This window comes from Candidatus Omnitrophota bacterium (assembly GCA_030695905.1).
In the GTDB taxonomy this organism is placed as follows: Bacteria; Omnitrophota; Gorgyraeia; order 2-01-FULL-45-10; family 2-01-FULL-45-10; genus CAZHPY01.
Genome location: JAUYOL010000001.1, coordinates 46,973 through 73,551 on the forward strand (window position 1 = coordinate 46,973; position 26,579 = coordinate 73,551).

The window sequence follows — 26,579 nt, forward strand, 5'->3', positions numbered from 1 at the left end:
TTATGGCCGGCGCCAGCGACAAACCCTTAGAAGATGTATTAAAAAACATAATAGGTGGCATTAGTAAAAAGGGCGGTTTAACCCAGGAAGAGGTCACTGCCGCGTGGGAAAGCGCCATCGGAAAAGGCGCGGCGAGGCATTCAAAGGTGCGCCTGCTAAAAGACGGGCGGCTGGTTATAAACATGGATGATTCGAGCTGGTTGTATGAGCTCACAGTGCAAAAAAAAGAGATATTAAAAAAGCTGGAAGAAACTTTAAAAAGCAAAAAGATAAAGAGTATAACGCTAAGAATAGGTGATATTAAATGAGTGAGAAAGAGAAGAAGAGCAAAGAACAGATAGCAAAAGATAAAGAAGCGGCGGTAAAGAAATACGACGCGACTACGATACAGGTGTTGGAAGGCGTCGACGCGGTCAGGAAAAGGCCGGCCATGTATATCGGCGACACAACGTCGCGGGGGTTGCACCACATGGTGTACGAAGTAGTCGATAACTCTATCGACGAATGCATGGCAGGTTACGCCACGGCTATCGAGGTTATCGTGCATGCCGACAACTCCGTCACGGTAATCGATGACGGGCGAGGCATTCCGGTCGACATACATAAGACGATGAATAAGCCTGCGCTTGAAGTCGTCATGACCACGCTCCATGCCGGCGGTAAATTTGACCACAAGGCGTATCGGGTATCGGGCGGGCTGCATGGCGTGGGCGTAAGTGTTGTCAACGCGCTTTCCGAATGGCTTGAGGTAGAATCGAGGCGCGACGGCAAGATATACCATCAGGAGTACGAGTGCGGCAAGGCCGCTTCAAAGGTAAAAGTTATCGGCACCGCCCAACACACAGGCACATCGGTGTCATTCAAAGCCGACAAAGAGATATTCCCCTTGGGCATAAATTATTCTTTTGATATTTTGTCTAACCGCTTAAGAGAACTCGCGTTTCTAAATAAAGAGTTAAAGATAAAACTAAAAGATGAACGGGCTAAGGGCCGCGAGGCCGAGTATCAGTTTTCCGGGGGCATCGTCTCATTCGTAGAATTTTTAAATAAAAACAAAAACGTTCTCCACAAAAAAGTAATATATTTTTCGAAAGAAAAGGATGGCATCCAGGCGGAGATAGCCGCGCAGTATAACGACGGGTATGCCGAGAGCATATACACTTTCGCTAATAATATAAATACCATAGAAGGCGGCACGCATCTGACAGGATTTAAATCCGCGCTGACCAGGACGCTAAACCAATATTGCAAATCCAAAAATCTTTTGAAGAACGAAGACTCGTCTATTTCGGGCGATGATACGAGAGAAGGCATAAGCGCGGTAATAAGCGTTAAAGTTCCAAACCCGCAGTTTGAGGGCCAGACAAAGACAAAGCTCGGCAATTCCGAAGTCGAGGGTATTGTGGAGTCTATAGTCAATGAAGCTCTCGGGTCATTTTTGGAAGAGAACCCGCCAGTTGCCAACAAGATAATCGAAAAAGCCGTATTGGCCGCGCGCGCGAGAGAAGCAGCGCGAAAGGCGCGAGAGCTTACCCGTCGCAAGGGCGCCCTGGAAGGAGCATCGCTCCCGGGCAAGTTAGCCGATTGTCAGGAGACGGATGCATCATTATGCGAAGTCTATTTGGTGGAAGGGGATTCGGCCGGTGGCTGTTTTTTTGGAGACACAGAAGTTGCTTTGGCCGATGGGAGAAACCTCAGCTTTAAAGAGTTAGTTCGTGAATGGGAAAACGGCAAGAAGAATTATTGTTTCACAATAAAAGATAGCGGCAGCATGGGGATAGCAGAAATAGCAAGCCCTAGGTGTACGCAAAAAGAGGCAGCCGTTGTCAACGTTGTGTTAGATAATGGTGAAGAGATAATGTGTACCCCCGGTCATTTATTTATGGCAAGAGATGGATTTTACGTTCAGGCTAAGGATCTGCAGCCCGGCGAGTCTCTTATGCCGTTTAGGACGAAGCTGTCTTCGTTGGGAAAAGGTGTGACCATAGAAGGATACCCCATGGTTTTTGACACGGCAAAAAACCAATGGATATTCTGGCATCTTTTGGCAGATGCTTACAATCTTGAGCGGGGGGTGTATAAAATATACGACGGAGACAACAGGCACCATGTGGATTTTAACAAGCTAAATAATTGTCCCGACAACATTGTAAGAATGAGCAGAAATGAACACCTTGAGCTTCATAGAAAGCACGCAAAGAAGGTGTTGCATGCAAAGGAAGTTGTAGAAAAATGCAACAGAACAAAAAGGACACCCGAATATCGCAAAAAAATCTCCGATATTATGAAACAAATGTCGCCAATGCTTAGCGCTAGAGCCAAGAAGCAATGGGAGAACCCCGCGTATAAGCAGTACATGGTTAAGAAATATATGGAATTCTATAATAAGGATGAAACATTCAGAGCTCGGGTGCTTGGGCTTATTGATAAAGCTCAGAAAAAGCATTGGGCGAAGCCTGATAATAGGCTTAAGCAATCTTTAAAAACGAAGAAATATTTTGAGGCCCACCCGGAACACAGGGAAAAGCATTCCGATATAGCAAAACAACAATGGGATGACATCACTCTTCGTTTATGGCGGCGGGAAAAGACAAAAGAGCAATGGACCATAGGTTTCCGGTTAAAACGTAAACAAGCATATGACCAAACATATTTTAGGCATAGCATGGCGCTGGCAAAAAGAGTTATCAATGAAGGCAAAGACATTGCTCTATATGAAAAAGAGAGGAAGCGACTTGCGCCTCGTAATAAGAACCTATTAACACTTGATACGTTAGCGCAAAGATTTTTCGATAACGACAAAAATAGACTGCGCGAAGCCATAAATAATTATAATCATAAAGTAAAACGAGTGGAATGGCTGGTCGATCGGGTGGACGTTTACGATATAGAGGTCCCGAATACACATAATTTTGCTCTTGCCAGCGGCGTGTTTGTGCACAATAGCGCAAAACAGGGACGCGATAGGCGCTTTCAGGCCATACTGCCATTAAAAGGTAAGATACTGAATGTTGAAAAAGCCCGGCTCGATAAGGCGCTTTCAAATGAAGAAATAAGAACCATTATAACAGCCATCGGCAGCGGCATAGGAGAAGAGTTTAATATCGAGAAGCTTAGATATCACAAGATAATAATAATGTGCGACGCCGACGTCGATGGGTCACACATAAGAACGCTTCTTTTGACATTCCTGTATCGTCAAATGCCGGCATTGATAGAAAACGGCCATATCTATATAGCTCAACCGCCCTTATACAAGATCAAAAGAGGCAAAAGAGAGGAATATATACAAACGGAAGATGATTATAATAATCTTCTGCTCGAGCTGGGTTCAGAGGGCATGGCCCTTGTCCGCGTTAAAGACAAGCACCAGTTTACAGATAAACAGCTAAAATCTATCCTTGACGCATTGATAGAGCTTGGGAGCATGGGGAACGCTATTGAAAGAAGTGGAGTAAGTTTATCAAAATACATCAGCTTGAGACAGAAGAAGACCAAAAAACTACCACTTTATATGATAAAAGTGGATGGAGAAGCCCATTTCTTATACAATGACGATGAATTGTCCGAGTATATAGGAGAAGAGGAAGAACCCAAGACAAAGAGCAGGGAAAAGGCAGTGGATTCAAAGGGCAAGAAGGAAGAAAAGAAACCAGAGCCAAAACCTAAGGCTCAAGACTATATGGAGTTTTACGAGGCAAGGGAGATAGAAAAGATAGTAGATAAAATAGAAAAGCTTGGGGTGGATATTGAGGAGTATGATGTTGAGGAAGAAGATCATGCACAGGGCAGGTCTTTAAAGAAAGAAACGCGCAAGCCGATATTTACAATAAAAAGCGAAAAAGGCCATGAAGGCTTCTTCAGCCTGAAGGAAGTTTTAGGATATGTTAAAGGCGTGGGCAAAGAAGGCATGTCCATCCAAAGGTACAAAGGTCTCGGAGAGATGAACCCGACACAGCTATGGGAAACGACCATGGACCCGGAGAGAAGAACATTGTTAAAAGTAATGCTGGAAGACGCGGTTGAGACAGACGCGATGTTTACAGTTCTGATGGGCGAGGCGGTGGAGCCTAGGCGAGAGTTTATAGAAAAACACGCCCACGAAGTAAAAGTACTAGATATATAAAGGAGAGACATGTACGCGAGAAATGAAAAATTAGTTCCGGTATACATAGAAGAGGAGATGAAAGACTCCTATATAAATTATGCTATGAGCGTTATCGTTGGCCGCGCTCTTCCGGATGTGCGCGACGGGTTGAAGCCCGTTCATCGTCGTATATTATTTGCGATGAAAGAACTCGGCGTAGAGCATTCCAAGCCCTACAAGAAATGCGCCCGTATAGTCGGAGAGGTTTTGGGAAAGTTCCACCCTCATGGAGATGTCGCCGTGTATGATACTCTTGTGAGAATGGCGCAGGATTTTTCTTTAAGGTATCCTTTAATAGAGGGCCAGGGGAACTTCGGATCTGTCGACGGAGATTCGCCGGCCGCTATGAGGTATACCGAAGCCAGGCTTAGCCGCATAACAGATTACATGCTTCTCGATATAGAAAAGAACACAGTCGACTTTATGCCGAACTTTGACGGATCGCTCGAAGAGCCGATGGTTCTGCCGGCATGCCTTCCGAATTTGTTAGTAAATGGTTCAAGTGGTATAGCGGTTGGCATGGCTACAAACATCCCGCCGCATAACCTGACAGAAGTCGCGCAGGCCGTGATGTTTGTTATAGACGATCCAAGCTGTGACCCTAAAGATCTTTTAAAGATAGTCAAAGGTCCGGACTTCCCCACGGGCGGTATTATAAGAGGTTATGAAGGTATTAAGAATGCGTACTCAACGGGCAGGGGGCTGTTAAGGGTTCACGCAAAAGCATTCATAGAAGAACAGAAGAATGGGAAAGAAACAATTATAGTAAAAGAACTGCCATATCAGGTCAACAAGGCCAATCTTATCGAAACGATAGCGGACCTTATCACAGATAAGAAGATCGACGGTATAACGGACTTGAGAGACGAGTCGGATAAAGACGGCATGCGCATCGTCATAGAGATAAGGCGCGGCGCTAACGCAAAAGTTATACTAAACCAGCTCTACAAACACACCCAGATGCAGACGACATTCGGCGTGATAATGCTGGCGCTGGTTGAGGGCCGGCCCAGGGTTCTTAACTTAAAAGAGGTTTTGGAAGAATTCATCCGCCACAGAAAAGAGATCGTTATCCGTCGGACGAAATACGATCTTGAGAAAGCGCAGGATCGCGCCCACATTCTGGAAGGATTAAAGATTGCCTTAAAGGAACTGGACAAGGTCATAAAGATAATACGCGGCTCAAAAGACCCGCAGGAAGCGAAGGCCGAGTTAATAAAAAAGATAGGGCTGTCCGACAGGCAGGCGCAAGCTATTCTTGAAATGCAGTTACAGCGCCTTACGCATCTGGAGCGCGACAAAATTGACAAAGAATACCTGGAGCTGATAAAGAAGATAGAATTATTCAAATCTATCTTAGAGAGCGAAAAAAAGGTCCTCGAGATAATCAAGCAGGAGATGAAAGATCTGATAGAAAAGTTCGGAGACGCGCGCAGGACGGATATATTGCCGGAGACCGAAGAACTTGATATAGAGGACCTCATAGCCGAAGAGGACGTTGTCATAACGATAAGTCACGCCGGCTATATTAAGAGGCTGCCGGTTTCAGGATACAGGAAGCAGCGGCGCGGCGGTAAAGGTGTTACGGGCGCAGACATGAAAGAAGAGGACTTTATAGAGCACCTCTTCATAGCTTCTACCCACGACTACATGCTATTTTTTACCGACAAAGGCATAGTGCATTGGCTTAAGGTGCATGAAATACCCGAAGCCGGGCGCACTTCCAAAGGAAGACCCATAGTGAATTTGCTTACCCTTGGCGCCGGAGAGAAGGTAAGCGCCTTTGTCCCGGTAAGACAATTCAAAGAGGGCGAATTCCTGGTGATGGCCACCAAAAACGGCACGATAAAAAAGACGGCCCTTACGGCATATTCGAATCCGAGAAAAGGCGGCATTATTGGCATAACTCTTGAGAAGGACGATGAGCTTATCGAAGTCCAGCGCACCGACGGGAACGCCGAACTGCTTATGGCCACGCGCGAAGGCAAGGCGATACGCTTTAAAGAATCACAAGTCCGGGATATGGGCCGCGGCGCAAAAGGTGTGCGCGGGATAAATCTCGGCAAGAAAGACGCGCTGATAGCGATGGAAGTGGCGAAGGCCGACCAGACGATTCTTACAGTCACGCAGGAAGGCTTCGGTAAGCGCACACTATTTAAAGAATATCGCATACAATCGCGCGGCGGCAAGGGTATAATCAATATAAAAGTCACCGGCAAGAACGGCGAAGCCGTCGGAATAAAGACAGTTTCCGATAGAGATGAAATTATGCTTATTACAGAAAAGGGCATGATAGTCCGTTCGCCGATCAAGGATATTAGGGCGACAGGCCGTTCAACGCAGGGCGTGAGGCTCATGAAACTTGACAAGGGTGATAAAATATCCTCTGTGGCAAAGATAGTCCCCGAGGATGAGGCAGCGGAAGAAGAGAAGATAAAAGAAGCGGGGGCCAGCGCTGGGAAGGAAACTCCCGCTCCCAAGAAAGAAGAAGCGGCTGTAAAAGAAGAAGCAAAGAAAGAAGTTATAAAAAAAGAGGAAGTAGAGCAGAAAAAATCGCCTAAGAAAAAAGCTATAAGGCGCAAAAAATAATTTAAGCGCCCCCATCGTCTAGCCTGGTCTAGGACATCAGATTTTCATTCTGATGACACCGGTTCGAATCCGGTTGGGGGTGCCACTCCTTAAAAAAACACCCAAATACAACACCCCGGTTAGGAATTTCAAAAGCTGGCTATCTTTTCATTGACTTAACGTTATTCTGTGGTACAATCTCCCTACGTATGTTTCTATACAATATTAGATATAGCGTATTATTTAAGGCTATGGCCCTGGCGTTGGTGTGCCTATTTGTAGCTAGTGATCTCATTTACGCTACCCCAGAACTCCGCACTGCTTCTCAATCCACTCTCGCCGCACTTACACAACTTAACAAGCCTGAATTTAGAGAAGCAGCTGCCATCAGAGAATGTCTGCTTGCATCCAAAGGAGCGGATAAGTATATAAATGAGCAAATCCCCAAAGAAAAAGGCATCTTTGGCAAAGAATGGGAATCTCAGCGAACCGAACGCGTAAACATATATGATACAGAGCTAAAAGGTCGAATAAACGGTAAGCCAATAGCAGGACTGGATTCCGTGCTTTTTATCAAGCTCGCAGGGTTTTTGGCTTCCACAGGCCAGCCATTTCAGGCTGATCTTGCCGGCAAAGGTTATGACGGTCTTCCAGTAGTGTATATCGACAGCGCATTGTGCAATACACCTGACAAATGTATTCAAAAGCACGAGATAGACCAAATCCTGCAATGGGAAGACCTAAGAGTAAATATGCTACATATCGCCGATAAGAAAGCGATGAGAAGATGGGTCAGAAGATATATCAACGATGCCGACCAGGCGCTTCAAGGTACCCCTTACGAAGGAATGAACTCACGCCAGATCGCAAAACTCTTCCACGGATATTCCTATCCTTTAAGAGATCCCTATAAAAAATTATTCCGTGAAACTGACTATGACTACGAATATATAAGGACGATGCTCTCCATTTATGGTACCGACGAAGAATCGGGCGAGCTTAAACTAGTCGCGCGGCGCGAAGAAACCCCCGCGCCCCACGTTAGGCCAGCGGCCGCGGGAACTGGAGTAGCACAAAATATGCTATCCCCGGAGTTTACCTGGCTTATCATGACTTCCCAGGTCACTACTGACATAGAATCGATTTCTACTTATTTGAAGCCGATACAGGACACGATAGAAAGTTTAGACAGCTCCGGCGCAAGATTTTCACCTTATACCAGAAAGGTTTTAGGTGATGCGCGCAAACAAGGAGCTTACCTTTGCGAACAATTAAAAGTTATGATCCAGAAAACAAAAGGATTGTCCTCTGGGCCCATAAACAGACAAGCAGCAGCTTCCCTGCTTAATAAAATCGACAATGGTGGGAGGTTTGACGAGGTATTGGGTATCTTTTACCACGATGTATGGGATATCATAAGAGAAACACCTCCCACAGAGCAAGCAGAATCATTAAAAGATGCATTTGAAAAGCTCCATAGCCGGCATGACCGTATCCGTTCGCAATTACTCGCCCTTGCACATCCGCAGATATTTACAGGTAAAACGGGCGCGCTTTGCTACCCTCCCTGGCTTATAAAAATTCCTGAAGCACCGAGAAGTCATATCGAAATTAATCTTTGGGAGCTTCTAAGCGGGCGCCGTGCCATCTCATATGATTCTTGGCCGTCAAAGCATGAAAGACGAGAACACATTCTCCCAATCGAAAATGAACACAGGTTTTTTGAAAGACGCTTTGCGAAACTCCCTGAATTAATCACAAGCGGCGCATGGATGGGAATTAACAGAGACTTTAAGACTTTTGCCATAGAGCTTATCTATCTTTACGGGCTTTCTCTGGATTATTTTCGAATTCAGAAGCAAGTCTTGGAAAAGGCCGCGATAGATCCAGACCAGGTAAAGGACGTTCTCGACCTGGGAACAAATTCATGGCCTTATGCTTGGTGCTTTGAAGAAATCTTTCCCAATCTTGAAAAGGCGTATGGCATTGAGGGTAGATGGAAACATTCCAAGGAATTCCAGAATTTTTGGGCGCCCTTATCCGGCTTGGATCCGACTAAATATAAAATCATCAACGGAGACTTTCTGGAGATAGAAGAGATACCCGAACTCTGGCCGTCAAGCGAGACGGGAGGCTCTTTCGATCTTATTTTTGCGCATGGTTTTAAGCCGGACTTTAAGGTATCGAATGGCGCTAATGAAGACGCGTATTATTACAAATTATTGCTCTCCGCAAGCAGGTTGCTTAGGCCCGCGGGGCACATTGTTTTTATTATCAAAAAAGATGAATTGGATAAATTCCGTAAGATGCTCGCGCTTTTAGAGGGTCGGAGCTGGGCCGACAGGGTGATGAACATGGCGGGCTTTGCGCAAATAATTTATGAAGATGTCGATGTTTTTGTTATTTCTCAAGAAGACCTTGTCAGACATGAGAAGATTTTGGAGCAAGGAGTTCAAGCCCGCGAGGCCAGACACGAATATGCCGAAGCAGCCGCATTTTATGAAAGGCAAAGCGATCTCGAGGCCGATACGGCCAAGCCCTATGTTTTAGCGGGAGATGAGTGGCTGAAGGGGGCCGAGTCATTCATAAAGACAGCAAAAAAATGGCGTCGGAAGCCCTCCAACGATGATGAGTGGATCAGCTGGATGCTTGAAAACGCTATCGATCGATATAGCCGCTATTTTAAAGCGCCAAAACAACGGAAAGATGATATGTATGTCCGTCAACAACTCGATAGGATCTATGAAATAATAATAACAATGCGTCAGGGGTTTTTTGATGACGAAGAAAGCCGATTGTTTGTTTCGAAATTCCCAAAAAAGCCCGCTACCGATTCACAGCGGGATCAGCTGATAAATTATTTTTTCCTTAAAGACTCCGGTGGAGATCCTTTAGAAAGCGCTCCGGGCAGCCTGCCATTAAATGTGCCACAGAATACCGATGCGGACCGTTTAATAGGCGAGGCCCTGGCAGAAATCGAAGCCGGGCAGCGTTTGTTGGTGCAAAAAAAGGCAGAGGCGAAAGCACAAGGAAATGCGAGTATTTTGTGGAACCATATACGGGAAAGCAGCATCCCCGATTATGAGCTGCGCCTTCGACTGCTATATCATATGGGGATTTTAAGGGGCAATCTTTTGTATCCTTTGATGGGCGATGATTGTATTCCCGCTTATTTTACAGCCACCTTCGGTATAAACTATTACACAGGTATCGGCAAAACCAAAGATATCGAAGCCGCGGAAAAGGCGTTGTTAAAAAATGGGTTGCCTCCTGCTTACAAGGGTCGGCCAAAGGATCTTACGGTAATGCCGGTTAATGCGTTTGATCGCGGGGTATACTTCCCGGCGCTGACAAAAAAAGGCGGTATAGACACGGTTCTGGTAAAAGGATTGACATCCTGGTCGATGACTTATGAAGGCAGGCGCTCAAATAAAGACATTTGGGAGCTAGTCGAAAAGATCGGCAACAATCTGCTCCGGCCGGGAGGTTGCATAATAATTGCTGACGAAAAGGATTTGTGGCTGGCACAGTACCTTGAAGAGAAATTAGGTTATGAAGACTTGCTGGCCGGGCAGGGACATCAAAGAATCAAGCAGGCATTAAACAATGAGTGCGCCAGCTATGAGGCGTACCTGGGGGATATGTTCACTATTTTTGGAAGGGTGCCAATAAGGGTTTTGAGGAAACCCGATTTTTCCCCCGGCCCGACCGTGGAAACCGGAGTAGCACAAAATGAACCGTCCCCAAAAGCCACAAAAGTCTTCGGCCGTAACACGGTAGGCGCTGCCCAATTGCCGCCGGGATATGACAAGAGAGACCCGGGCCTGGTCGGGCAAATTAAGATACTACGGCTAAGGCAAGCGGATGGAAAAATTAAATATTGGGCTAATCAGATAGTAGGTCTCGATCGCAGGATAGGAATAATAAAAGAAAAACAGGAATACATAATCGGGTACACAAAAAGAGCGGACCCATTGATTCTTTTAGCGGTGTGTGGTAATAAGCTGGCGGGGTTTCTTTTGGCATCCGGAGCAGGGGATGGTTTTGGCATAGATTTCTTTGGAGTCGATCCCTCTATTATAAATCACGGCATAGGTACTTCTCTATTATCCAAAGCGCTTAAGATAGCAAAAACAAATGGTAAGAAAAAAGCTTCATTACGTGTCGAGACCAGGAGGGCGAGGGCCTCAGGAATTTATGAAAGACTTGGTTTCAAGCGGGATGTAGGGTCTTCAGATAGCTCATGGACTACCATGATATTAGATCTTACTTCAAGATCTAATTCGATATCAAGCCCTCGTTTCGGGCCAGGTGCGATGTCTGCAGATCAGCCGTTTGACGATAAGCTCGTTCCGAAAGACGCACCGGTGAACAATTCCGCCTCCGGTCAGCCGGCAGCACCAAAGGAAGTGGCGCCCGAAGGAACGGCACCAAAACAACCTGACAATTCTAACCAGGTTAGCCTAACCAGGTTAGATGCTGAAGGACAGACGAGGCTCGTTCCTAAAGTCTTGCCGCAAGCATTCGCCGCCGGCCCAGGCGAAGAGATTGCTTCGGCCGCTTCCCTCCGGGCCTTGCGGCCCGTAGGGCCGGAGGCGTGGCCTCGCAATGACGAAATGTCAGAAGAAGCGGTGATAAAAGGATCGTCTTCCGATACCGTAAGTACTGCGGAAAAAGCCGCAAAAATTCGGCGCGAATTTGTTCCCAAGGTTTATGAATTAAAGGGTGGAATTTTGAAACTCACGGAGTCTTTGCTTTTAGATCAAAAAATTGACCTGCAACATCTTGTGTCTGAGCAATTACAGATTATCTTCAATGTATTGGGAAGGATTGAACTTGGTTCGAAAACCGCGAAAAGCTCGGAAGCAGATATTAGTCAGATTCTTCGCCGTTTTGACAAGGTACATTATTGGCTGGATCGGTTGGCAGATCCTGATAAGCCGGATTCAGGGGGCAGTTCGTTAGTCGATTTTGCGAAGAAGAGATTATCGACAGGAACAGCCGATAGCAATCTGCCAAATCAGGGCCTTGCGGAATTTGTCGGACAATACTATTTCAAACCAAATGCGGAAGGAGCTAAATTTAAAGAAGGTTTTGCAAAACTTCGCGAGCAATTTATACAGATTGAAACAGAATATCGCCCATTGATAGCGTCTTTATTAGATACCGTTTTACCCACCGGGAGGGGAGATGCGGTTTGGCGCGCGAATGCGACTGATATTGAAAATGCCTTACAGATGTTAACCAAACTTATTCCCGAGCAGGAGCAGGTAAAGGAGAAAGAGCTTACATATTACACGATACGATATGACGCGGATAAGATGCCGCCTCTCGCGGAAGAGTTGCTTAAAATATATGCCGGGCAGATACTGCCGGCGTGGCTGCCGGGCAAGGAGAGGGTTAAGCTAATTGCTACAAAAGGGCAAAGCGAGGGAATTATATGGGTAAATTGTTATAAGGACCAGGGTAGGAGCCAATTGGCTGGGACAGGACACGTCGATATTCACTTCGATATCAATGAAGATATAAATGGCAGGGCGCTAAGGATAATGGGCATGCTAAACATAGCATTAGCCGCTTCCCATCTTCCCGATAACTTATCTACCGATGATATGGATAAATATAATGCTCTGGTATCGTTTATTCAAAGGCAGTATAAAGATATAACAGGAGAAGATTTAACCGCGGATGCGCTAAAAAATGATAACAAAAACATCTGGATAAACTTGCCGCCCGCGGAACACGTTTCACCGGAAAGGGCCGACGAGTATTACCGCCTCACAATTACACAATTGCGGCAATCCGCGTAATTCTGATGGAAGAGAGCATGGGCAGTATGTTATATTATGTAGTATGAGCAAGCTCTATATTAAGAATGGCAATGTAATTTCAAAAGAGCGGATTATAAATGGCGCTTCGGTTTATATTGATGGCTCAAAGATAGCATCTATAGGAAAAAATATTAAACCGAGCAAGGGGTCGTTTATAGTCGACGCAAAGAACTGTTTTGTCTCCCCCGGGTTTATCGACTGCCACATACATGGCGAGCCTGAAAAGATATTTTTCAATGAAGCCAGGCATGGCATGACATCGTTTGTCGTGGCGCAGTCGTGCGCATCTTTAGAATCCATTTATAAAAGAGCCGGAAAGATAAAAGAATTTATTAATAAAAATCCTTTTGGCGAAAATGTGCTGGGCTTACGCCTCGAAGGGCCTTATATAAATCAGGAGAAAGCGGGCGCGCAGAATAAGGCTTACATAAAAAATCCCGACATGCAGGAACTGATGCAGATCTTGCAAGGCTGTAAAGGTCTTTTAAAGATAATGACCGTTGCCCCCGAGCTTATAGGCATAAAGCCTATCTTAAGGACATTATGTAAAAATGGGGTTATTCCATCCATAGGCCACTCGGACGCAACCTATGAATCCGCCATAGATGGTATAGATGCCGGTATACGCCACGCAACGCATACATTTAACGCGATGAGCCCGCTCGACAGACGCTCACCCGGAGTTATCGGAGCGATCCTATTAGATAACAGGGTTACGGCCGAGATAATCCTGGACCTTGTGCACGTGCATAGGGCGTTATTCGCTCTTCTGATTAAGGCAAAGACAAAGGATAGGGTTATTGTAATAACGGACTCCATAGTTTCATCTCCGCATAAAGATACCGCGCAGATCGGGGGCGCATACAGATTTGATGACGGAAGATTGGCGGGGTCGGCGCTTAATATGATAGAGGCCCTGAAGAACGCGGTGACAAAGTGCAACCTATCGTTATTAGAAGCTCTGCGGCTTATTACGTTAAATCCCGCGAGATTTTTGGGGGTAGATGGCAAAAAAGGCTCCATAGAGACGGGCAAGGACGCGGATATAGTAATTTTCGACAAAAATTTTGATGTAAAAGCGACGATAATTTGTGGTAGAATAGCCTACGAGAAGAAAGGCTTTATATGTGCGGCATAGTGGGATATATAGGAGATCGCAACGCCCAAGAGCTTTTGCTTGAGGGTTTAGGACGGCTTGAGTACAGAGGATATGATTCTGCCGGCGTGGCCATTTTTGACGGGAAGGCAATAAACCTGTCGAAGCGGCAGGGGAAACTGAAAGAACTCATTCTTGAGCTTAAAAAAAGGCCTTTAACCGGCTGCTTGGGCATAGGCCATACTCGCTGGGCCACACACGGAGCGCCAAACCAAAGAAATGCTCACCCGCACACTGGTTGTAAAGACGACCTCGCGATAGTCCACAACGGTATTATTGAAAATTACGCGGAGCTTAAAGAAGATCTTATAAAGCAGGGCCATAAGTTCAGGAGCGAGACCGACACCGAGGTATTGGCTCATTTGATAGAAAAATTTTATAAAGCGGCGCCGATAGAAGAAGCCGTAAGGAAGGCCGTCTCTATGGTCAGGGGATCTTTCGCCATAGGCGTAATTTCAAAAAAGGAGCCCGGTAAGCTTATCGGCGCGAGGATGGGCAGCCCTTTAATAGTGGGGTTGGGCAAAAAAGAAAATTTTCTCGCATCAGACGTGCCCGCGATATTGAGCTCGACAAAAGATGTAATCTTCCTCGACGAGCAGGAACTGGTCATCTTGACGAAAGAGAGCTGCAAGGTAACTAATTTAAGCGGCAAAGAAATACAAAAACAATCCACACGCATAAGCTGGGATATAGAGCAGGCGCAGAAACAGGGCTATAAACATTTTATGCTCAAAGAGATAAACGAACAGCCGGGCATAATAGAAAATTTTATCAATGCCAGAGTTAAAGACGGTGATATCGCGTTCGAAGAGCAGAAAATACCGGAAGAGCGGCTAAAGGCAATAAAGAATATATATATTGTCGCGTGCGGTACCGCCTATCATGCGGGGCTTGTCGGCAGGTATGTCCTGGAATCTCTTTGCGGCATCCCCGTATTCATAGATGTTTCGAGCGAATTCAGATACAAAAAATTATTGATAGACAAAGATACGCTGGTCATTCCGATAAGCCAATCGGGCGAGACCGCTGACACATTGGCCGGGGTCGCGGAAGCGAAAAAACATGGCGCCGTGATTCTCTCCATATGTAACGTGCTTGGGTCTACATTGACTCGCGGATCCGACGGTGTCATATATACACATGCCGGCCCCGAGATAGGCGTCGCGTCGACGAAAGCATATACGGCGCAGCTGGTGGCTTTGTATATTTTTGCGCTTTATCTTGCGGGCATAAAAGGCATTGTGCAGAAGCAGGATATAGCCAAATATATAAGAGAGTTAAAAAACATCCCGGGTAAACAGAGCGAGGTATTGAAGGATCAGGAAAAGATAGCGAAGCTTGCCAAGCGCCACTCGCACCTCGGGTCCTTTCTTTATCTAGGGCGATCAGTAAACTTTCCCTCGGCGCTGGAGGGCGCGCTTAAATTAAAAGAGATATCCTATATCCCCGCGGAAGGATACGCGGCGGGCGAAATGAAACACGGCCCGATCGCCTTGATAGACGAATATCGCGCCGTAGTTTGTATAGCATGCGAATCCGCGGTATACGAAAAGATGTTTTCGAACCTTCAGGAGATAAGAGCGAGGAACGGCAAAATAATAGCGATAGCTACCGTCGGGGATAAGAAGATATTGGAAGAGACAAAAGAGGTCATATATATACCAAGATGCAGCGAAATATTCTCACCGCTGGTGGTTGCCATTCCCCTGCAGCTGATCGCGTACCACATTGCCGTAAAGAGAGGCTGCGACGTGGACCAGCCGCGTAATTTAGCAAAATCGGTAACGGTAGAATAATATGCCCGGAACGCTATATGTAGTTGCCACGCCCATAGGTAATTTAGAAGACATTACACTGCGCGCAATAGACACTTTGAAAAAAGTCGACCTTATCGCGGCAGAAGATACCCGCCACACAAAGATACTTCTTGATAGATACGATATCCACGTACCCATGACCAGCTATTTCGAATACAATAAAATCCAAAAATCCGATTATTTGTTAAAGGCATTGCAGGAAGGCAAGTCGGTTGCTCTTGTTTCCGACGCCGGCACACCCGGCATATCGGATCCGGGTTATACTATTATTAAACTATGTATAGATAGCAATATACCGGTAGTGCCGATACCGGGCCCGTCAGGGCTGATTACGGCGCTTACCGTTTCAGGTAAGTCGACAAGCCAGTTCACATTTGCCGGCTTCCTGTCTCCAAAACCGATTAAGCGGAAAAATCAACTAAAAAAATTGCAATCAGAGGAGAGAACGGTCGTGCTATATGAGTCTCCACATAGAATGGAGAAGCTTTTGGATGACATTTTGGAGATATATGGCGATACACAACTCGTTATAGTTAGGGAAGTTACAAAGAAATTTGAAGAGATAAGGCGAGAAAAAGTAAGTTTTTCTATAGAGCATTTTAAATCGCACAAGCCCAAAGGCGAATTTGTAGTAATTATCTAAGAAAAGCCTTGACAATGCGCACCTTCTATGGTATTATCTATGTACAATAAACACCTTTTAATTCGGGACAGAGAGCCCGGGAAGGGAGTAAAATTGGTGAAAGGAACCCACGCATCTGTAAATATAGGTACGTGGGACTTTTTTTGCCCATTTGAGGTGTTAAGATGCATTTAAAAGAAAAGTCGAAGATATTAGACAAAGATGCGATAGAAAAATCCTTAAAGAGGATTGCGCACGAGATAATCGAAAACTCCGCGGATATGGACGATACCGTATTGATAGGCATTAAGAATAGAGGCTCATACATTGCTGAAAGGCTCGCGGATAAGATAAAAGAGATCGCAGGCTCGCGTCCTAAAGTAGGCGCTCTCGACATAACATTATACAGGGATGATCTTACTCAAGTTTCCGAACAGCCGATAGTCCACGCAACCGAGATAGATTTTGACATAGACCAAAAAAGGATAGTTCTTGTTGACGATGTATTGTTTACAGGCAGGACCATAAGGTGCGCCCTGGACGCGCTGATAGATTTCGGCAGGCCGGGCAAGATACAGCTCGCGGTGCTTGTCGACAGGGGCCACAGAGAGCTTCCGATAAGAGCGGACTATGTGGGCAAGAACGTGCCGACCGCTATAAATGAGGTGGTCGAGGTGCGGCTGACCGAGCCGGACGGAAAAGATGAAGTAGTTATATGCGAAAAAGGTCGATTAATATGACGAATGAAAAGAAGTTTGTCTGGACAAAAAAAGACCTGCTTGGCCTTGAATACCTATCCAGGGAAGAGATAGAACATATTTTATATACCGCCTCAAGTTTTAAAGAAGTTACCACCCGCCAGATAAAGAAGGTTCCCGCCCTGCGGGGCAAAACGGTGGTAAATCTATTCTATGAACCATCCACCAGGACGAGGATATCGTTTGAGCTTGCCGCTAAGAGACTTTCAGCCGACGTGATAAATGTCGCGGTAGAGGCGTCGAGCGTAAGAAAAGGCGAAACGCTTATCGATACCGGTAAAAATATAGAAGCGCTAAAGATAGATATAATAGTCGTGCGACACGATTGCTCGGGCGCCCCCAACATATTGGCCCGCTCGGTGAAGGCAAGTGTTGTAAATGCCGGTGACGGATGGCATGAGCACCCGACACAGGCGCTTCTCGACATATTCACATTAAAATCCAAGTTGGGTAAAGTTGACGGGCTAAGTGTAAGCATAATAGGAGACATAGCGCATTCGAGAGTTGCGCGTTCGAATATATGGGGCCTTACGAAGCTCGGCGCAAAAGTTACCGTATGCGCGCCAAAGATATTAATACCGGAAGGCATAGAAAAGATGGGCGTGAGAGTTACGTATGACGTCGATGATGCCATCAAAAACGCTGACGCGATAAATGTACTTAGAATGCAGCTAGAGCGGGATACGGCAGGGGCATTCCCGAAGAGGATAGATTTCTTTAAGCAATATGGGATTTCGGAAGAGAGACTCAAGATTTGTAAAAAAGATTTAGTGGTTATGCATCCGGGCCCCATAAACAGGGGTGTCGAAATGTCCAGCGGCGTAGCGGATGGCCAGAATTCGGTAATATTAGAACAGGTAACGAACGGCATCGCCGTCAGGATGGCAGTGTTGTATTTAATCGCTCACGCGAAGAGATAATATTATGGGAACATATCTGATAAAAAACGGGCGTGTAATAGACCCGCAAAACAAAGTCGATGATATTTTAGATATATTAATATCAGACGGCAAGATAGAAAAGATAGAAAAAAACCTGTCAGCCAGGGCGGACGAAACGATAGATGCCAAAGGTTGTATTGTCGCGCCCGGTTTGGTAGATATGCATACTCACTTAAGAGAGCCCGGCAGAGAAGATGAAGAGACGGTCCTGACCGGCACCCGTGCCGCGGTAAAAGGCGGGTTTACCACGGTGGCGTGTATGCCAAATACCGAGCCGCCTCTTGACAATCCCGCGATAATAAAATCACTAAAAGAGATAATAGAAAAAGACGCACTCTGTAATGTAGCCATAGTGGGAGCCATAACGGAAGACCGCGCCGGCAAACGCCCAACCGATTTTCATAAGATGAAGAGCCAGGGAGTTGTCGCCGTGTCAGATGACGGATCGTCGGTTGCGGACGAAAAAGTGATGACCGAGGCGCTTACGCAATCCAAAGAAGAGGACCTGCTTGTAATAGACCACTGTGAGGACGCAAAGTTATCGGCAAACGGCGTAATGAATCAGTCGTTCACCTCGACGAAGTTAGGCCTCCGGGGTATTCCCGGGGCAGCGGAATACGAGATGGTAAAACGCGACATAGCGCTTGCGAAAAAATTATTATGCAGAATACATATAGCCCACGTGAGCACCAAAGAGTCGGTAGAACTTATACGCAAAGCAAAAAAAGAGGGTGTAAACATTACCGCTGAAACTGCGCCGCACTACTTTTCACTTACCGAAGAGTGCTGCGCGACGTATGATACAAATACCAAGATGAACCCGCCGCTAAGATCCAAAGACGATGTAGACGCGATTAAGGCAGGGTTGAAGGACGCCACGATAGATGTTATAGCTACCGACCATGCTCCGCATGCGGATAACGAGAAAGATGTTGAATTTGACTCCGCGCCATTCGGCATAATCGGCCTGGAAACGGCGCTGAGCCTGTCTGTAATGGAACTGGTAGAAAGCAAAGTGCTTTCGTGGAGCGGTATTATAGAAAAGATGTCTGTGAACCCTTCAAAAATATTGGGCATAAAAAAAGGCAACCTGAAAAAAGGGGCCGCGGCGGATATGGTGATCATAGATCCAGCTAAAGAATATACATATACAAAAGAGTCCATAGAATCGAAATCGAAGAATTCGCCTTTTATCAACTGGATATTAAAAACTAAAATAATTACAGTTTTTGTCAACGGCTGTATTGTTCTAAAAGATGGCGGGATAATTTAAGATGAAGCAGTTAAAGGCAAAGATACTTGAAAACAAAATTGTGGCCCCCGGATTCTATAAAATATGTGTGGAGAGCCCATATCTTGCTAAAGCTACTAAGCCGGGGCAGTTCTTTAAAGTCCGATGCTACGACTCCGGCGAGCCTATTTTGAGAAGGCCGCTGGGAGCGCACAGTATATCGAAAAATAGCGTAGAGATGCTGTATGAAGTCGTGGGCAAAGGGACAGAATTGCTTACCAAGAAAAAAGCAGGAGACCTTCTCGATATAATCGGTCCTCTCGGCAATGGATTCAGCTTACCCCGGTCTCCGGCCTCCGGCCTCCGATCCCCGATACTGATAGCAGGCGGCATAGGTGTCGCTCCGCTGCTTGCCTTAGCGCAGAAGATAGCCTCGAAACAGGTAGGATTTCATGTAATAATAGGAGCTAAGACGAAGTCAGGTATTTTGTGCGAAAAGGAGTTTAAAAAATTAGGAGCTTTTGTTATGGTGTCGACCGAGGACGGCTCAAAAGGGCATAAGGGTTATGCCACCGATATATTAAAGCATCTATTGAAGACCATTGGCTGCCAGTCGTCGGGCATATACGCGTGCGGCCCACACCCAATGCTTAAGGCCGTGGGCCATATATCGGAGCTTATGCATATCCCATGCCAGGTATCGCTTGATGAGCGCATGGCATGCGGCGTGGGCGTGTGTTTAGGGTGCCCCGTTAAGGTTAAGTCCGGCGGCTATAAGATGGTGTGCAAAGACGGCCCGGTCTTTGACGCAAAGGAGATAGCCTGGTGAGGACAAACGTCAACATAGGCAAGTTAAAATTAAAAAATCCGGTAATGGTTGCCTCTGGCACATTCGGGCCGGAATACAGCGCATTCTTTAATATAAATAAACTGGGCGCATATATAGCGAAAACGGTCACTTTAAACGCGAGAACCGGGAATCCGCCACCCAGAATCGCCGAAACTCCGTCGGGGATGCTAAACGCGATAGGCCTTGAAAACACAGGAGTGTTAGATTTTATTAAGAATAAACTTCCAAAACTCCAAGGTATAACAATACCCATCATAGCGAGCATAGCGGGAAACGACGCGCGTGAATTTAAGGAGCTGGCAGCGTCTTTGAGCAAAGTCAAAAAAATCGCGGGGTTAGAAGTAAATCTTTCCTGTCCGAATGTAAAACACGGTAAAAGAGACTTTTTGATCGCGCAGGACGAACGCGCTACATACGAAATAATAAGAGCTATCCGCAAGGCAACCAGTCTAACCATAATAGCAAAGCTGTCGCCGAATGTTACCGACATAACGAAGATAGCCCAGGCTGCGGAAAGTGCCGGTGCCAACGCGGTCTCATTGGTCAATACATTTATAGGCATGGCGGTGGACATCGAGACAAAAAAGCCCATACTCGGAAATGTTACGGGAGGGTTGAGCGGACCGGCGATAAAACCCATCGCACTTCGCATGGTAAGAGACGTATATAAAAAAGTGAAGATACCCGTAGTAGGTATTGGCGGAATAATGGATTATAAAGATGCCGCGGAATTTATTCTATGCGGCGCAACCGCTATCCAGGTAGGAACCGCTAACTTTGTTAACCCAAGCGCACCGGCGGATATTTTGGAAGGCCTAAAAGATTATATAATAAAAAATAAAATCAAAGATATCAACTACCTGATAGGAGCGCTTAAAGTATGAACGCTAATGAACGCCTTATAGTCGCGTTGGACGTAGACACAAGCCAAAAAGCGCTTGGGCTTGTAGAGAAACTCAAGAAAGATATTAAAACATTCAAGATAGGCAGCGAGCTATTCACGTCATGCGGGCCGGGCATAGTGGAAGAAGTGAGAAAAAAAGGCTGTGGAGTATTTCTGGACCTCAAATTTCATGACATACCGAATACGGTGGAAAAATCTGCCATTGCGGCAACAAGGCTCGGCGCGTTCATATTCAATGTGCACGCGCTTGGAGGCTCGGAGATGATGAAAAGGGCCGGCGCGGCGGTAGCGCAAGAGGCAAAAAAACTTAATATAAATAAGCCAAAAGTCATAGCGATTACAGTGCTTACCAGCATGGATGAAAATAGCTTGAAGAAGATAGGCATAGATGATAACATGGAAACCCAAGTTTTGAAGCTTGCGAAATTAGCTGAAGGTTCCGGCTTAGACGGCGTCGTAGCGTCTCCGGCAGAAGTGAAATTAATCAGAAAAAATTTGGGGAAAGATTTTTTAATAGTTACTCCCGGAGTAAGGCCTTCATGGGCGGCCAAGGGCGACCAGAAAAGAGTGGCAACTCCGAAAGAAGCCATCGATAACGGAGCCGATTTTATAGTAGTCGGCAGGCCGATCATAGAGGCCGCGGATCCTGTAGAAGCGGCAAAAAGAGTCTTAGAAGAGATCGGGTGATGAACGAAAAAGACGTTTTAGATATATTTAACAAACAAAATGCTCTTCTGACAGGGCATTTTAAGCTTTCAAGCGGCTTACATAGCGAAAAATATTTGCAATGTGCTCTTGTGCTGCAATATCCGGATATCGCGCAGAAGCTTTCCGTGGAGCTGGCGAAGAAATTCTCTAAAACAAAGATAGATCTTGTTGTCGGCCCGGCTCTCGGCGGTGTAACGTTCGCGTATGAGGTCGCAAGAGCCCTGGGCGTAAGAGGACTGTTTACAGAGCGCCAGGAAGGAAAGATGGTGTTGCGCCGCGGGTTTTCGATAGGTAAGGGCGAAAAGGTTTTAGTCGTAGAAGATGTCGTTACGACCGGCGGATCGACAAAGGAAGTAATAGACGTTGTTAAATCTTGCGGGGCTGATGTTGTAGGTGTAGGCAGTGTAATCGACAGAAGCAGCGCCGCGATAGATTTTGGCGTGCCTTTTTACGCGCTCGCTAAAGTGAGAGTCGAGACCTTTGAGGAAACCGGCTGTCCACTGTGTAAAAAGAACGTTCCGGTAACCAAACCTGGTTCAAGGAAGTAACAATATAGCGGTATTTGTAGTATAATATTGAAAATTCGGGCAAGTAGCTCAATGGCGGAGCACTCGGTTTACATCCGATAGGTTACAGGTTCGACCCCTGTCTTGCCCACCATAAACAAAAATCTCCCACACATAATGGATGTGGGATTTTTGTTTATTTATGGTAGAAGATCTTTTTGGATGGGCAGAGATTGCCCAGGACACACTCAAGGCACTTAGGTTTTGCTGCGACGCAAATAGCTCGACCATGCGCAATCAGCAGGTCGCTTAATTTGGGCCAGTCTTTTTTCGGCGTTATCTTCATTAGATCGACCTCGATTTTTACGGGGTCTTCGTTTTTTGTTAGTCCGAGCCGAAGGCTTAAGCGGCGCACATGCGTATCGACAGCGATGCCTTCTATCTTGCCATAGCCATGTGACAGCACTATATTGGCCGTTTTCCGCGCGACGCCGGGCAGCTCTATCAATTTCTCCATCGAATCAGGGACCCTGCCTTTAAACTTTTCCACTATAATCTTCGCCGAGCCTATTATATTCTTCGCCTTGCTATGATAGAATCCCGTAGAGCGGATCTGCGATTCGAAGGTCTTTAAATTCGCGGACGCGAAATCCGCCGCGGTTTTATATTTTTTGAATAACGGCCCTGTGACGATATTTACTCTCTTATCGGTACACTGCGCGGAAAGAATAGTAGCTACCAGCAACTGAAGAGTGTTTTTATGCAGGAGGGCCGTTGTAGCGCCGGGGTATTCTTTTTTCAGAAGGTGTAAGATCCTGCCTATTCTATTTTTTGGCATGCGCTTTCTTTTCGGCGTCGCGTTTTTTAGCTTTTTTTAAGGATGGGTCGAAGTGCTCAAATTTCAGGAACTGGCAGATGAAGTTAAAGACAGGCCGAAACATTCTATTTTGGAGCCTTACATAAAGGTGAAGAGGAATAAATTCAAACCCGAGCCTTCTTTTTGGCTCATATCCCGTGATGCCCATCGCATATTTTTTTATCTTATTGGCTATACACCAATTAAGGACATCGCGGAACTTCAAAAAATAAAGATGGTACTGGTGGGCTATCGTATAATCCAGTCCTACATAGTAATCTATCAGAATGTCCTCGGATACAAGGCACAACAAAAACGCCACTAACCTGCCGTCTATCTTCCAAAGGAAATATTTTACTTTTCCGGGCATGTTCTTAGGCAGGTTTTTAAAGAATGCCGGAGGCAAAAGCTCAAAACCCATGTCATGTTTTTCCACGATATCAAGATACAGCTTATACACATCCTTTAACGTGGCATCGTCGGGGTTATCCGCTATCTCCATAGCTATTTTTAATTTACCGTCTACTTTTTTGAACTTTCTCCTTAAGTCATAACGGTTGGGCGCGCTTAAGGTATTTAAATATTCCTCGAAGTTTTTAAACTTTACGTCCAGCATGGTTGTGGGCAGGCTGTCGAATTTTTTGAAACCCTTATTTTTTAGAGGAGCCAGCAAATTTATATATTCATCGCGAAAGTCCTTAAACGCGATTACCGCCGCTTTGTTTTTTCTTGCCGTCTGTTCCAACTTGCGGGATATCGTTTCGATAACGGCTTTACTACACACAGAAGATCCGATGTGGCCTTCCCCCATGGGCATGCCGCACACCAGAGCTTTTAGGCTGAATATATTAGGCAGGCGTTTTTTTATCGAATTTGTAACACGTCTTAATGGGCCGTTGATACTTGTATCGAGGGAGTAATTTAGCAGGAAGAACGTGGTGGCCGCGACAGGCGTTTTGCGGTCATAGACCATCAGATAATGCATTGTAAATTGGTCTAAATTCGCTTCGTCGAGATTATTGAAAAAGCCATAATTTTCAAGCACATCGGGGTAGACCTTCTTCCAGTCAGTTTCCGGCATATCGGTTATGCGCCTGGTTACCCTTGTCTTAAGGCCTGTTTTTTTATGGCGACGCGATAAGATCAATTTTATCGTCCTTCCGGGTGGATATTACAGAGTCTATGCGGTATATGATATCATTGGTATATATATTTGGCAAGATTTGGTTGTGGGGGTTATCTTTCTTTTTTTAGCACACCGAGGAAAGCATCCACTATCTTTGGGTCGAATTGAGTGCCCGCGCCGCTTTTAATTATTTTTACCGCTTCTTTTTTTGGAAGCGCTTTGCGGTAGGGGCGGTCTGAAATTAGCGCCTGGTAGACGTCGGCTATCGCGACTATGCGCGCGCCTATAGGTATGGACTCCTTTCTTAGGCTGTGCGGATATCCTTTGCCGTTCCACCACTCATGATGGTGGAGAATGACAGGTATAATGTCGCGCAGGGAGTGTATCGGCCTTACAATATCAGCGCCTATCTGGGGGTGCTCTTTAATAATTTCTCTTTCCTGTTTCGTTAGTTTCCCGGCCTTAAGAAGGATCTTTTCGGGTACGCCGATCTTCCCAAGGTCGTGCAGCACCGAAGCTTCTTTTATGACTTCTATCTTATCTTTTGGCAGGCCAAGCGAATGGGCTATACCCGTAGCGTAGTGGATCGTTTTTTCCACATGCTCACCGGTATAACGGTCTTTTAATTCGATAGTTTTAGCGAAAGCAAATATAGCTTCTATTACGCTTTGATTCCCGCGGGCGGTAAGCTTTTTTATCTTATTCTTTAACACATCAACACCTGGTTCTTCCTGTGGCTGTGTGATATCTTTTTTTATTTCCAGATCCACATATGAATATACCCTGTCTCCACCGTCTTCTTTGGCCTTATTCAGTATCTGGTCAGCTATGTCGATAAAGTCGATTCCGCAATCGATTCTTTTATCGATAGGGTATGAACTGACTGCCGCGCTTGCCTTGATCTTTACACTGTGTTTTTTATCACCAAAACCATGCAAGCGTATCATGTCGAGTATTCTTTGGGCCAGGGTGAGCGCTTCATATTTTCCGGTACCTGGAGATATGATAATAAACTCCTCTCCGCCGAACCTTATCACTATATCGTAAACGCGGACCTCTTTTTTTAATAACCTTGCGAACTGTTTTAATATTGTATCGCCGAACTGGTGCCCATAGACATCGTTTATCGACTTGAAATAATCTATATCCATCATGATTACAGAAAGCTCCTGGGAGTGTCTTTTTGCGCGCTCAAGCTCCGACTTCATTGCGTCAACAAGATAGTGATGATTGTATAGACCGGTATGAGAGTCTTTCAAGGCAAGATGTTTCAGGTTTTCATTTGCCTTCGAAAGCGCGCTGTTTAATTCCATTATCTTATTTTCCGATTCTTTGCGCTCTGTAATATCGCGTGTTATCGCGAGCAGCTGATACTTGCCTCCTATGATAGCGCGCCTTAAGCTTACCTCTACCCAAAATGTCCTGCCTACCTTATCTTTAACGAGCTGCTCGAAAAGCTGTGGTTGTCCGCGCCCTGCTTTATCATAACTATCCCATACATTCTTTAACATATGAGGGCTCTCTCCCGGAATGACGGCCTGCAGGTCGAGCCCAGCCATCTCTTCCCTGCGGTAACAAAAAAGCTCGCAAGCTCTTTCATTCGCGTCGATTATTTTATATGTTTTTATATCCCTTATTATTATCGCGTCATTCGCTGACTCGAATATAGAATGGTAGCTCTCTTCCGATATTCTGCACGCGTTCTCCATCTCCTTGCGTTGCGTGATATCATGGAATACGCCCTGCACCACTTCCTTGTTTTCTATTTCTGTAATAGAACAGCTTATAAGCACCGTCTTTATCTTTCCGGATTTTGTTACTATATCCGCTTCATCCACACCCATTTTATTAAAAGCCTGGCCGAAGAACATATCTTTGTAGCGCCCTGCTTCATCAGCGGGATGCAGCGTTGTCTGGTGCTGGCCTATAATCCCATCCTTAGATCTCTCAAAAAGCTTTTCGGCAGCCTTGTTGCAGTTGATAATAATGCCTGTTTCAGGGTCGGCCCACATGATAGCGTCAAGGGCGTTCTCGAACGCGAGCCTGAACCTCTTTTCGTTTTCCTGCAATTCCTGGGTGCGGTCTCTTACCAGGTTTTCAAGATGCTCTCTGTAGCGTTTTAGCTCTTCATTTTTTTGCTCATGTTCACTCGAGCACATTTTTACATGTCTCCTAATACGGGTAAAAAAGCAGGCTTATCTAATAAACATTCTTATTTTTTCGAGTAGATCTGCCGGCTCAAAAGGCTTTAATATGTAGTCATCGGCGCCCATCTCTTTTATTCTTTCAGGGACACGGATGATACTTGCGGTAAATATTATAATAGGTATGTGTTTAAAATGTGGATCGGACTTTAATTTTTTGCAAAGCACATCCCCCTGCATTTCGGGCAGAAGCAGGTCCAGCAGTATCAGATCCGGCATCTCTGTTTTCAGCAGTTTAAGAGTCTCCTCACTGCTCGTCGTCGATAATATGTCGTAGCCGGCGGCTTTTAGTCTCTCCTGGGCGAGGGTAAGAAGATCCGGTTCGTCCTCAACTATTAGTATTTTTTTTGCCAT

Annotated in this window: 18 protein-coding genes and 2 tRNA genes; 16 read left to right on the top strand and 4 right to left on the bottom strand. The window is 45.7% G+C overall.

Annotation, left to right across the window (positions count from 1 at the left end; genetic code table 11):
- The first annotated feature begins 2 nt into the window (after positions 1-2).
- From Q8R38_00275 to Q8R38_00350, 16 genes are all read left to right on the top strand, one after another.
- The gene (locus Q8R38_00275) at positions 3-308 is read left to right on the top strand and encodes a DUF721 domain-containing protein (GenBank protein ID MDP3790474.1); all 306 of its coding nucleotides are present in this window, start codon (positions 3-5) and stop codon (positions 306-308) included.
- Positions 305-4,126: a DNA topoisomerase (ATP-hydrolyzing) subunit B gene (gyrB, locus tag Q8R38_00280; GenBank protein ID MDP3790475.1), complete on the top strand. Its 3,822-nt coding sequence runs from the start codon at positions 305-307 to the stop codon at positions 4,124-4,126. The genes Q8R38_00275 and gyrB overlap by 4 nt, the downstream gene beginning before the upstream one ends.
- 9 nt (positions 4,127-4,135) lie before the next feature.
- Entirely contained in the window at positions 4,136-6,736 is a 2,601-nt protein-coding gene (gyrA, locus tag Q8R38_00285) for a DNA gyrase subunit A (protein ID MDP3790476.1), read from the top strand.
- A 7-nt stretch (positions 6,737-6,743) separates the two neighbouring features.
- Positions 6,744-6,821 (top strand) — tRNA-Glu (locus Q8R38_00290).
- 103 nt (positions 6,822-6,924) lie between these two features.
- The gene (locus tag Q8R38_00295; GenBank protein MDP3790477.1) at positions 6,925-12,525 is read left to right on the top strand and encodes a GNAT family N-acetyltransferase; all 5,601 of its coding nucleotides are present in this window, start codon (positions 6,925-6,927) and stop codon (positions 12,523-12,525) included.
- Positions 12,526-12,568: 43 nt separating this feature from the next.
- A complete protein-coding gene (gene nagA, locus Q8R38_00300) occupies positions 12,569-13,684 on the top strand; it encodes an N-acetylglucosamine-6-phosphate deacetylase (protein ID MDP3790478.1) in 1,116 nt (371 codons plus the stop codon).
- On the top strand, positions 13,672-15,498 hold the full coding sequence (glmS, locus tag Q8R38_00305; GenBank protein MDP3790479.1) for a glutamine--fructose-6-phosphate transaminase (isomerizing): 1,827 nt from the start codon (positions 13,672-13,674) through the stop codon (positions 15,496-15,498). Before nagA ends, glmS begins: the two co-directional genes overlap by 13 nt.
- 1 nt (position 15,499) lies before the next feature.
- Entirely contained in the window at positions 15,500-16,162 is a 663-nt protein-coding gene (gene rsmI, locus Q8R38_00310) for a 16S rRNA (cytidine(1402)-2'-O)-methyltransferase (protein ID MDP3790480.1), read from the top strand.
- 164 nt (positions 16,163-16,326) lie between these two features.
- Positions 16,327-16,881 (top strand): bifunctional pyr operon transcriptional regulator/uracil phosphoribosyltransferase PyrR, encoded by a 555-nt coding sequence (pyrR, locus tag Q8R38_00315; protein MDP3790481.1) that lies wholly within the window; start codon positions 16,327-16,329, stop codon positions 16,879-16,881.
- Positions 16,878-17,819, top strand: coding sequence for an aspartate carbamoyltransferase catalytic subunit (locus Q8R38_00320; GenBank protein MDP3790482.1), 942 nt, complete (start codon positions 16,878-16,880; stop codon positions 17,817-17,819). The genes pyrR and Q8R38_00320 overlap by 4 nt, the downstream gene beginning before the upstream one ends.
- Positions 17,820-17,823: 4 nt before the next feature.
- On the top strand, positions 17,824-19,113 hold the full coding sequence (locus Q8R38_00325) for a dihydroorotase (protein MDP3790483.1): 1,290 nt from the start codon (positions 17,824-17,826) through the stop codon (positions 19,111-19,113).
- Between the two features lies 1 nt (position 19,114).
- Positions 19,115-19,900, top strand: a complete 786-nt coding sequence (locus tag Q8R38_00330; GenBank protein ID MDP3790484.1) for a dihydroorotate dehydrogenase electron transfer subunit — start codon at positions 19,115-19,117, stop codon at positions 19,898-19,900.
- A gap of 44 nt (positions 19,901-19,944) precedes the next feature.
- On the top strand, positions 19,945-20,805 hold the full coding sequence (locus Q8R38_00335; GenBank protein MDP3790485.1) for a dihydroorotate dehydrogenase: 861 nt from the start codon (positions 19,945-19,947) through the stop codon (positions 20,803-20,805).
- Complete coding sequence (gene pyrF / locus Q8R38_00340; GenBank protein ID MDP3790486.1) at positions 20,802-21,512, top strand: orotidine-5'-phosphate decarboxylase; 711 nt, start codon at positions 20,802-20,804, stop codon at positions 21,510-21,512. Before Q8R38_00335 ends, pyrF begins: the two co-directional genes overlap by 4 nt.
- Entirely contained in the window at positions 21,512-22,081 is a 570-nt protein-coding gene (gene pyrE, locus Q8R38_00345) for an orotate phosphoribosyltransferase (GenBank protein ID MDP3790487.1), read from the top strand. Before pyrF ends, pyrE begins: the two co-directional genes overlap by 1 nt.
- Positions 22,082-22,118: 37 nt before the next feature.
- Positions 22,119-22,193: transfer RNA gene (locus Q8R38_00350), tRNA-Val, on the top strand.
- Between the two features lie 42 nt (positions 22,194-22,235).
- Here the strand turns inward: Q8R38_00350 and nth are convergent.
- The 4 genes from nth to Q8R38_00370 form a co-directional block, all read right to left on the bottom strand.
- Positions 22,236-22,877 carry an endonuclease III gene (nth, locus tag Q8R38_00355; protein ID MDP3790488.1) on the bottom strand — a complete coding sequence of 214 codons (642 nt, stop codon included), beginning with the start codon at positions 22,875-22,877 and terminating at the stop codon, positions 22,236-22,238.
- On the bottom strand, positions 22,864-24,042 hold the full coding sequence (locus tag Q8R38_00360; GenBank protein ID MDP3790489.1) for a GNAT family N-acetyltransferase: 1,179 nt from the start codon (positions 24,040-24,042) through the stop codon (positions 22,864-22,866). Before Q8R38_00360 ends, nth begins: the two co-directional genes overlap by 14 nt.
- 89 nt (positions 24,043-24,131) lie before the next feature.
- Entirely contained in the window at positions 24,132-26,180 is a 2,049-nt protein-coding gene (locus Q8R38_00365; GenBank protein MDP3790490.1) for a diguanylate cyclase, read from the bottom strand.
- Between the two features lie 36 nt (positions 26,181-26,216).
- Positions 26,217-26,579 carry a response regulator gene (locus Q8R38_00370; protein MDP3790491.1) on the bottom strand — a complete coding sequence of 121 codons (363 nt, stop codon included), beginning with the start codon at positions 26,577-26,579 and terminating at the stop codon, positions 26,217-26,219.

Coding starts and splice junctions, on each gene's coding strand:
- pyrR (MDP3790481.1), top strand. CDS start 16,327: ATGCATTTAAAAGAAAAGTCGAAGATATTAGACAAAGATGCGATAGAA.
- Q8R38_00325 (MDP3790483.1), top strand. CDS start 17,824: ATGGGAACATATCTGATAAAAAACGGGCGTGTAATAGACCCGCAAAAC.
- rsmI (MDP3790480.1), top strand. CDS start 15,500: ATGCCCGGAACGCTATATGTAGTTGCCACGCCCATAGGTAATTTAGAA.
- Q8R38_00320 (MDP3790482.1), top strand. CDS start 16,878: ATGACGAATGAAAAGAAGTTTGTCTGGACAAAAAAAGACCTGCTTGGC.
- nagA (MDP3790478.1), top strand. CDS start 12,569: ATGAGCAAGCTCTATATTAAGAATGGCAATGTAATTTCAAAAGAGCGG.
- glmS (MDP3790479.1), top strand. CDS start 13,672: ATGTGCGGCATAGTGGGATATATAGGAGATCGCAACGCCCAAGAGCTT.
- Q8R38_00370 (MDP3790491.1), bottom strand. CDS start 26,579: ATGGCAAAAAAAATACTAATAGTTGAGGACGAACCGGATCTTCTTACC.
- nth (MDP3790488.1), bottom strand. CDS start 22,877: ATGCCAAAAAATAGAATAGGCAGGATCTTACACCTTCTGAAAAAAGAA.
- pyrE (MDP3790487.1), top strand. CDS start 21,512: ATGAACGAAAAAGACGTTTTAGATATATTTAACAAACAAAATGCTCTT.
- gyrB (MDP3790475.1), top strand. CDS start 305: ATGAGTGAGAAAGAGAAGAAGAGCAAAGAACAGATAGCAAAAGATAAA.
- Q8R38_00335 (MDP3790485.1), top strand. CDS start 19,945: ATGGTTGCCTCTGGCACATTCGGGCCGGAATACAGCGCATTCTTTAAT.
- gyrA (MDP3790476.1), top strand. CDS start 4,136: ATGTACGCGAGAAATGAAAAATTAGTTCCGGTATACATAGAAGAGGAG.
- pyrF (MDP3790486.1), top strand. CDS start 20,802: ATGAACGCTAATGAACGCCTTATAGTCGCGTTGGACGTAGACACAAGC.
- Q8R38_00295 (MDP3790477.1), top strand. CDS start 6,925: ATGTTTCTATACAATATTAGATATAGCGTATTATTTAAGGCTATGGCC.
- Q8R38_00330 (MDP3790484.1), top strand. CDS start 19,115: ATGAAGCAGTTAAAGGCAAAGATACTTGAAAACAAAATTGTGGCCCCC.
- Q8R38_00275 (MDP3790474.1), top strand. CDS start 3: ATGGCCGGCGCCAGCGACAAACCCTTAGAAGATGTATTAAAAAACATA.
- Q8R38_00365 (MDP3790490.1), bottom strand. CDS start 26,180: ATGTGCTCGAGTGAACATGAGCAAAAAAATGAAGAGCTAAAACGCTAC.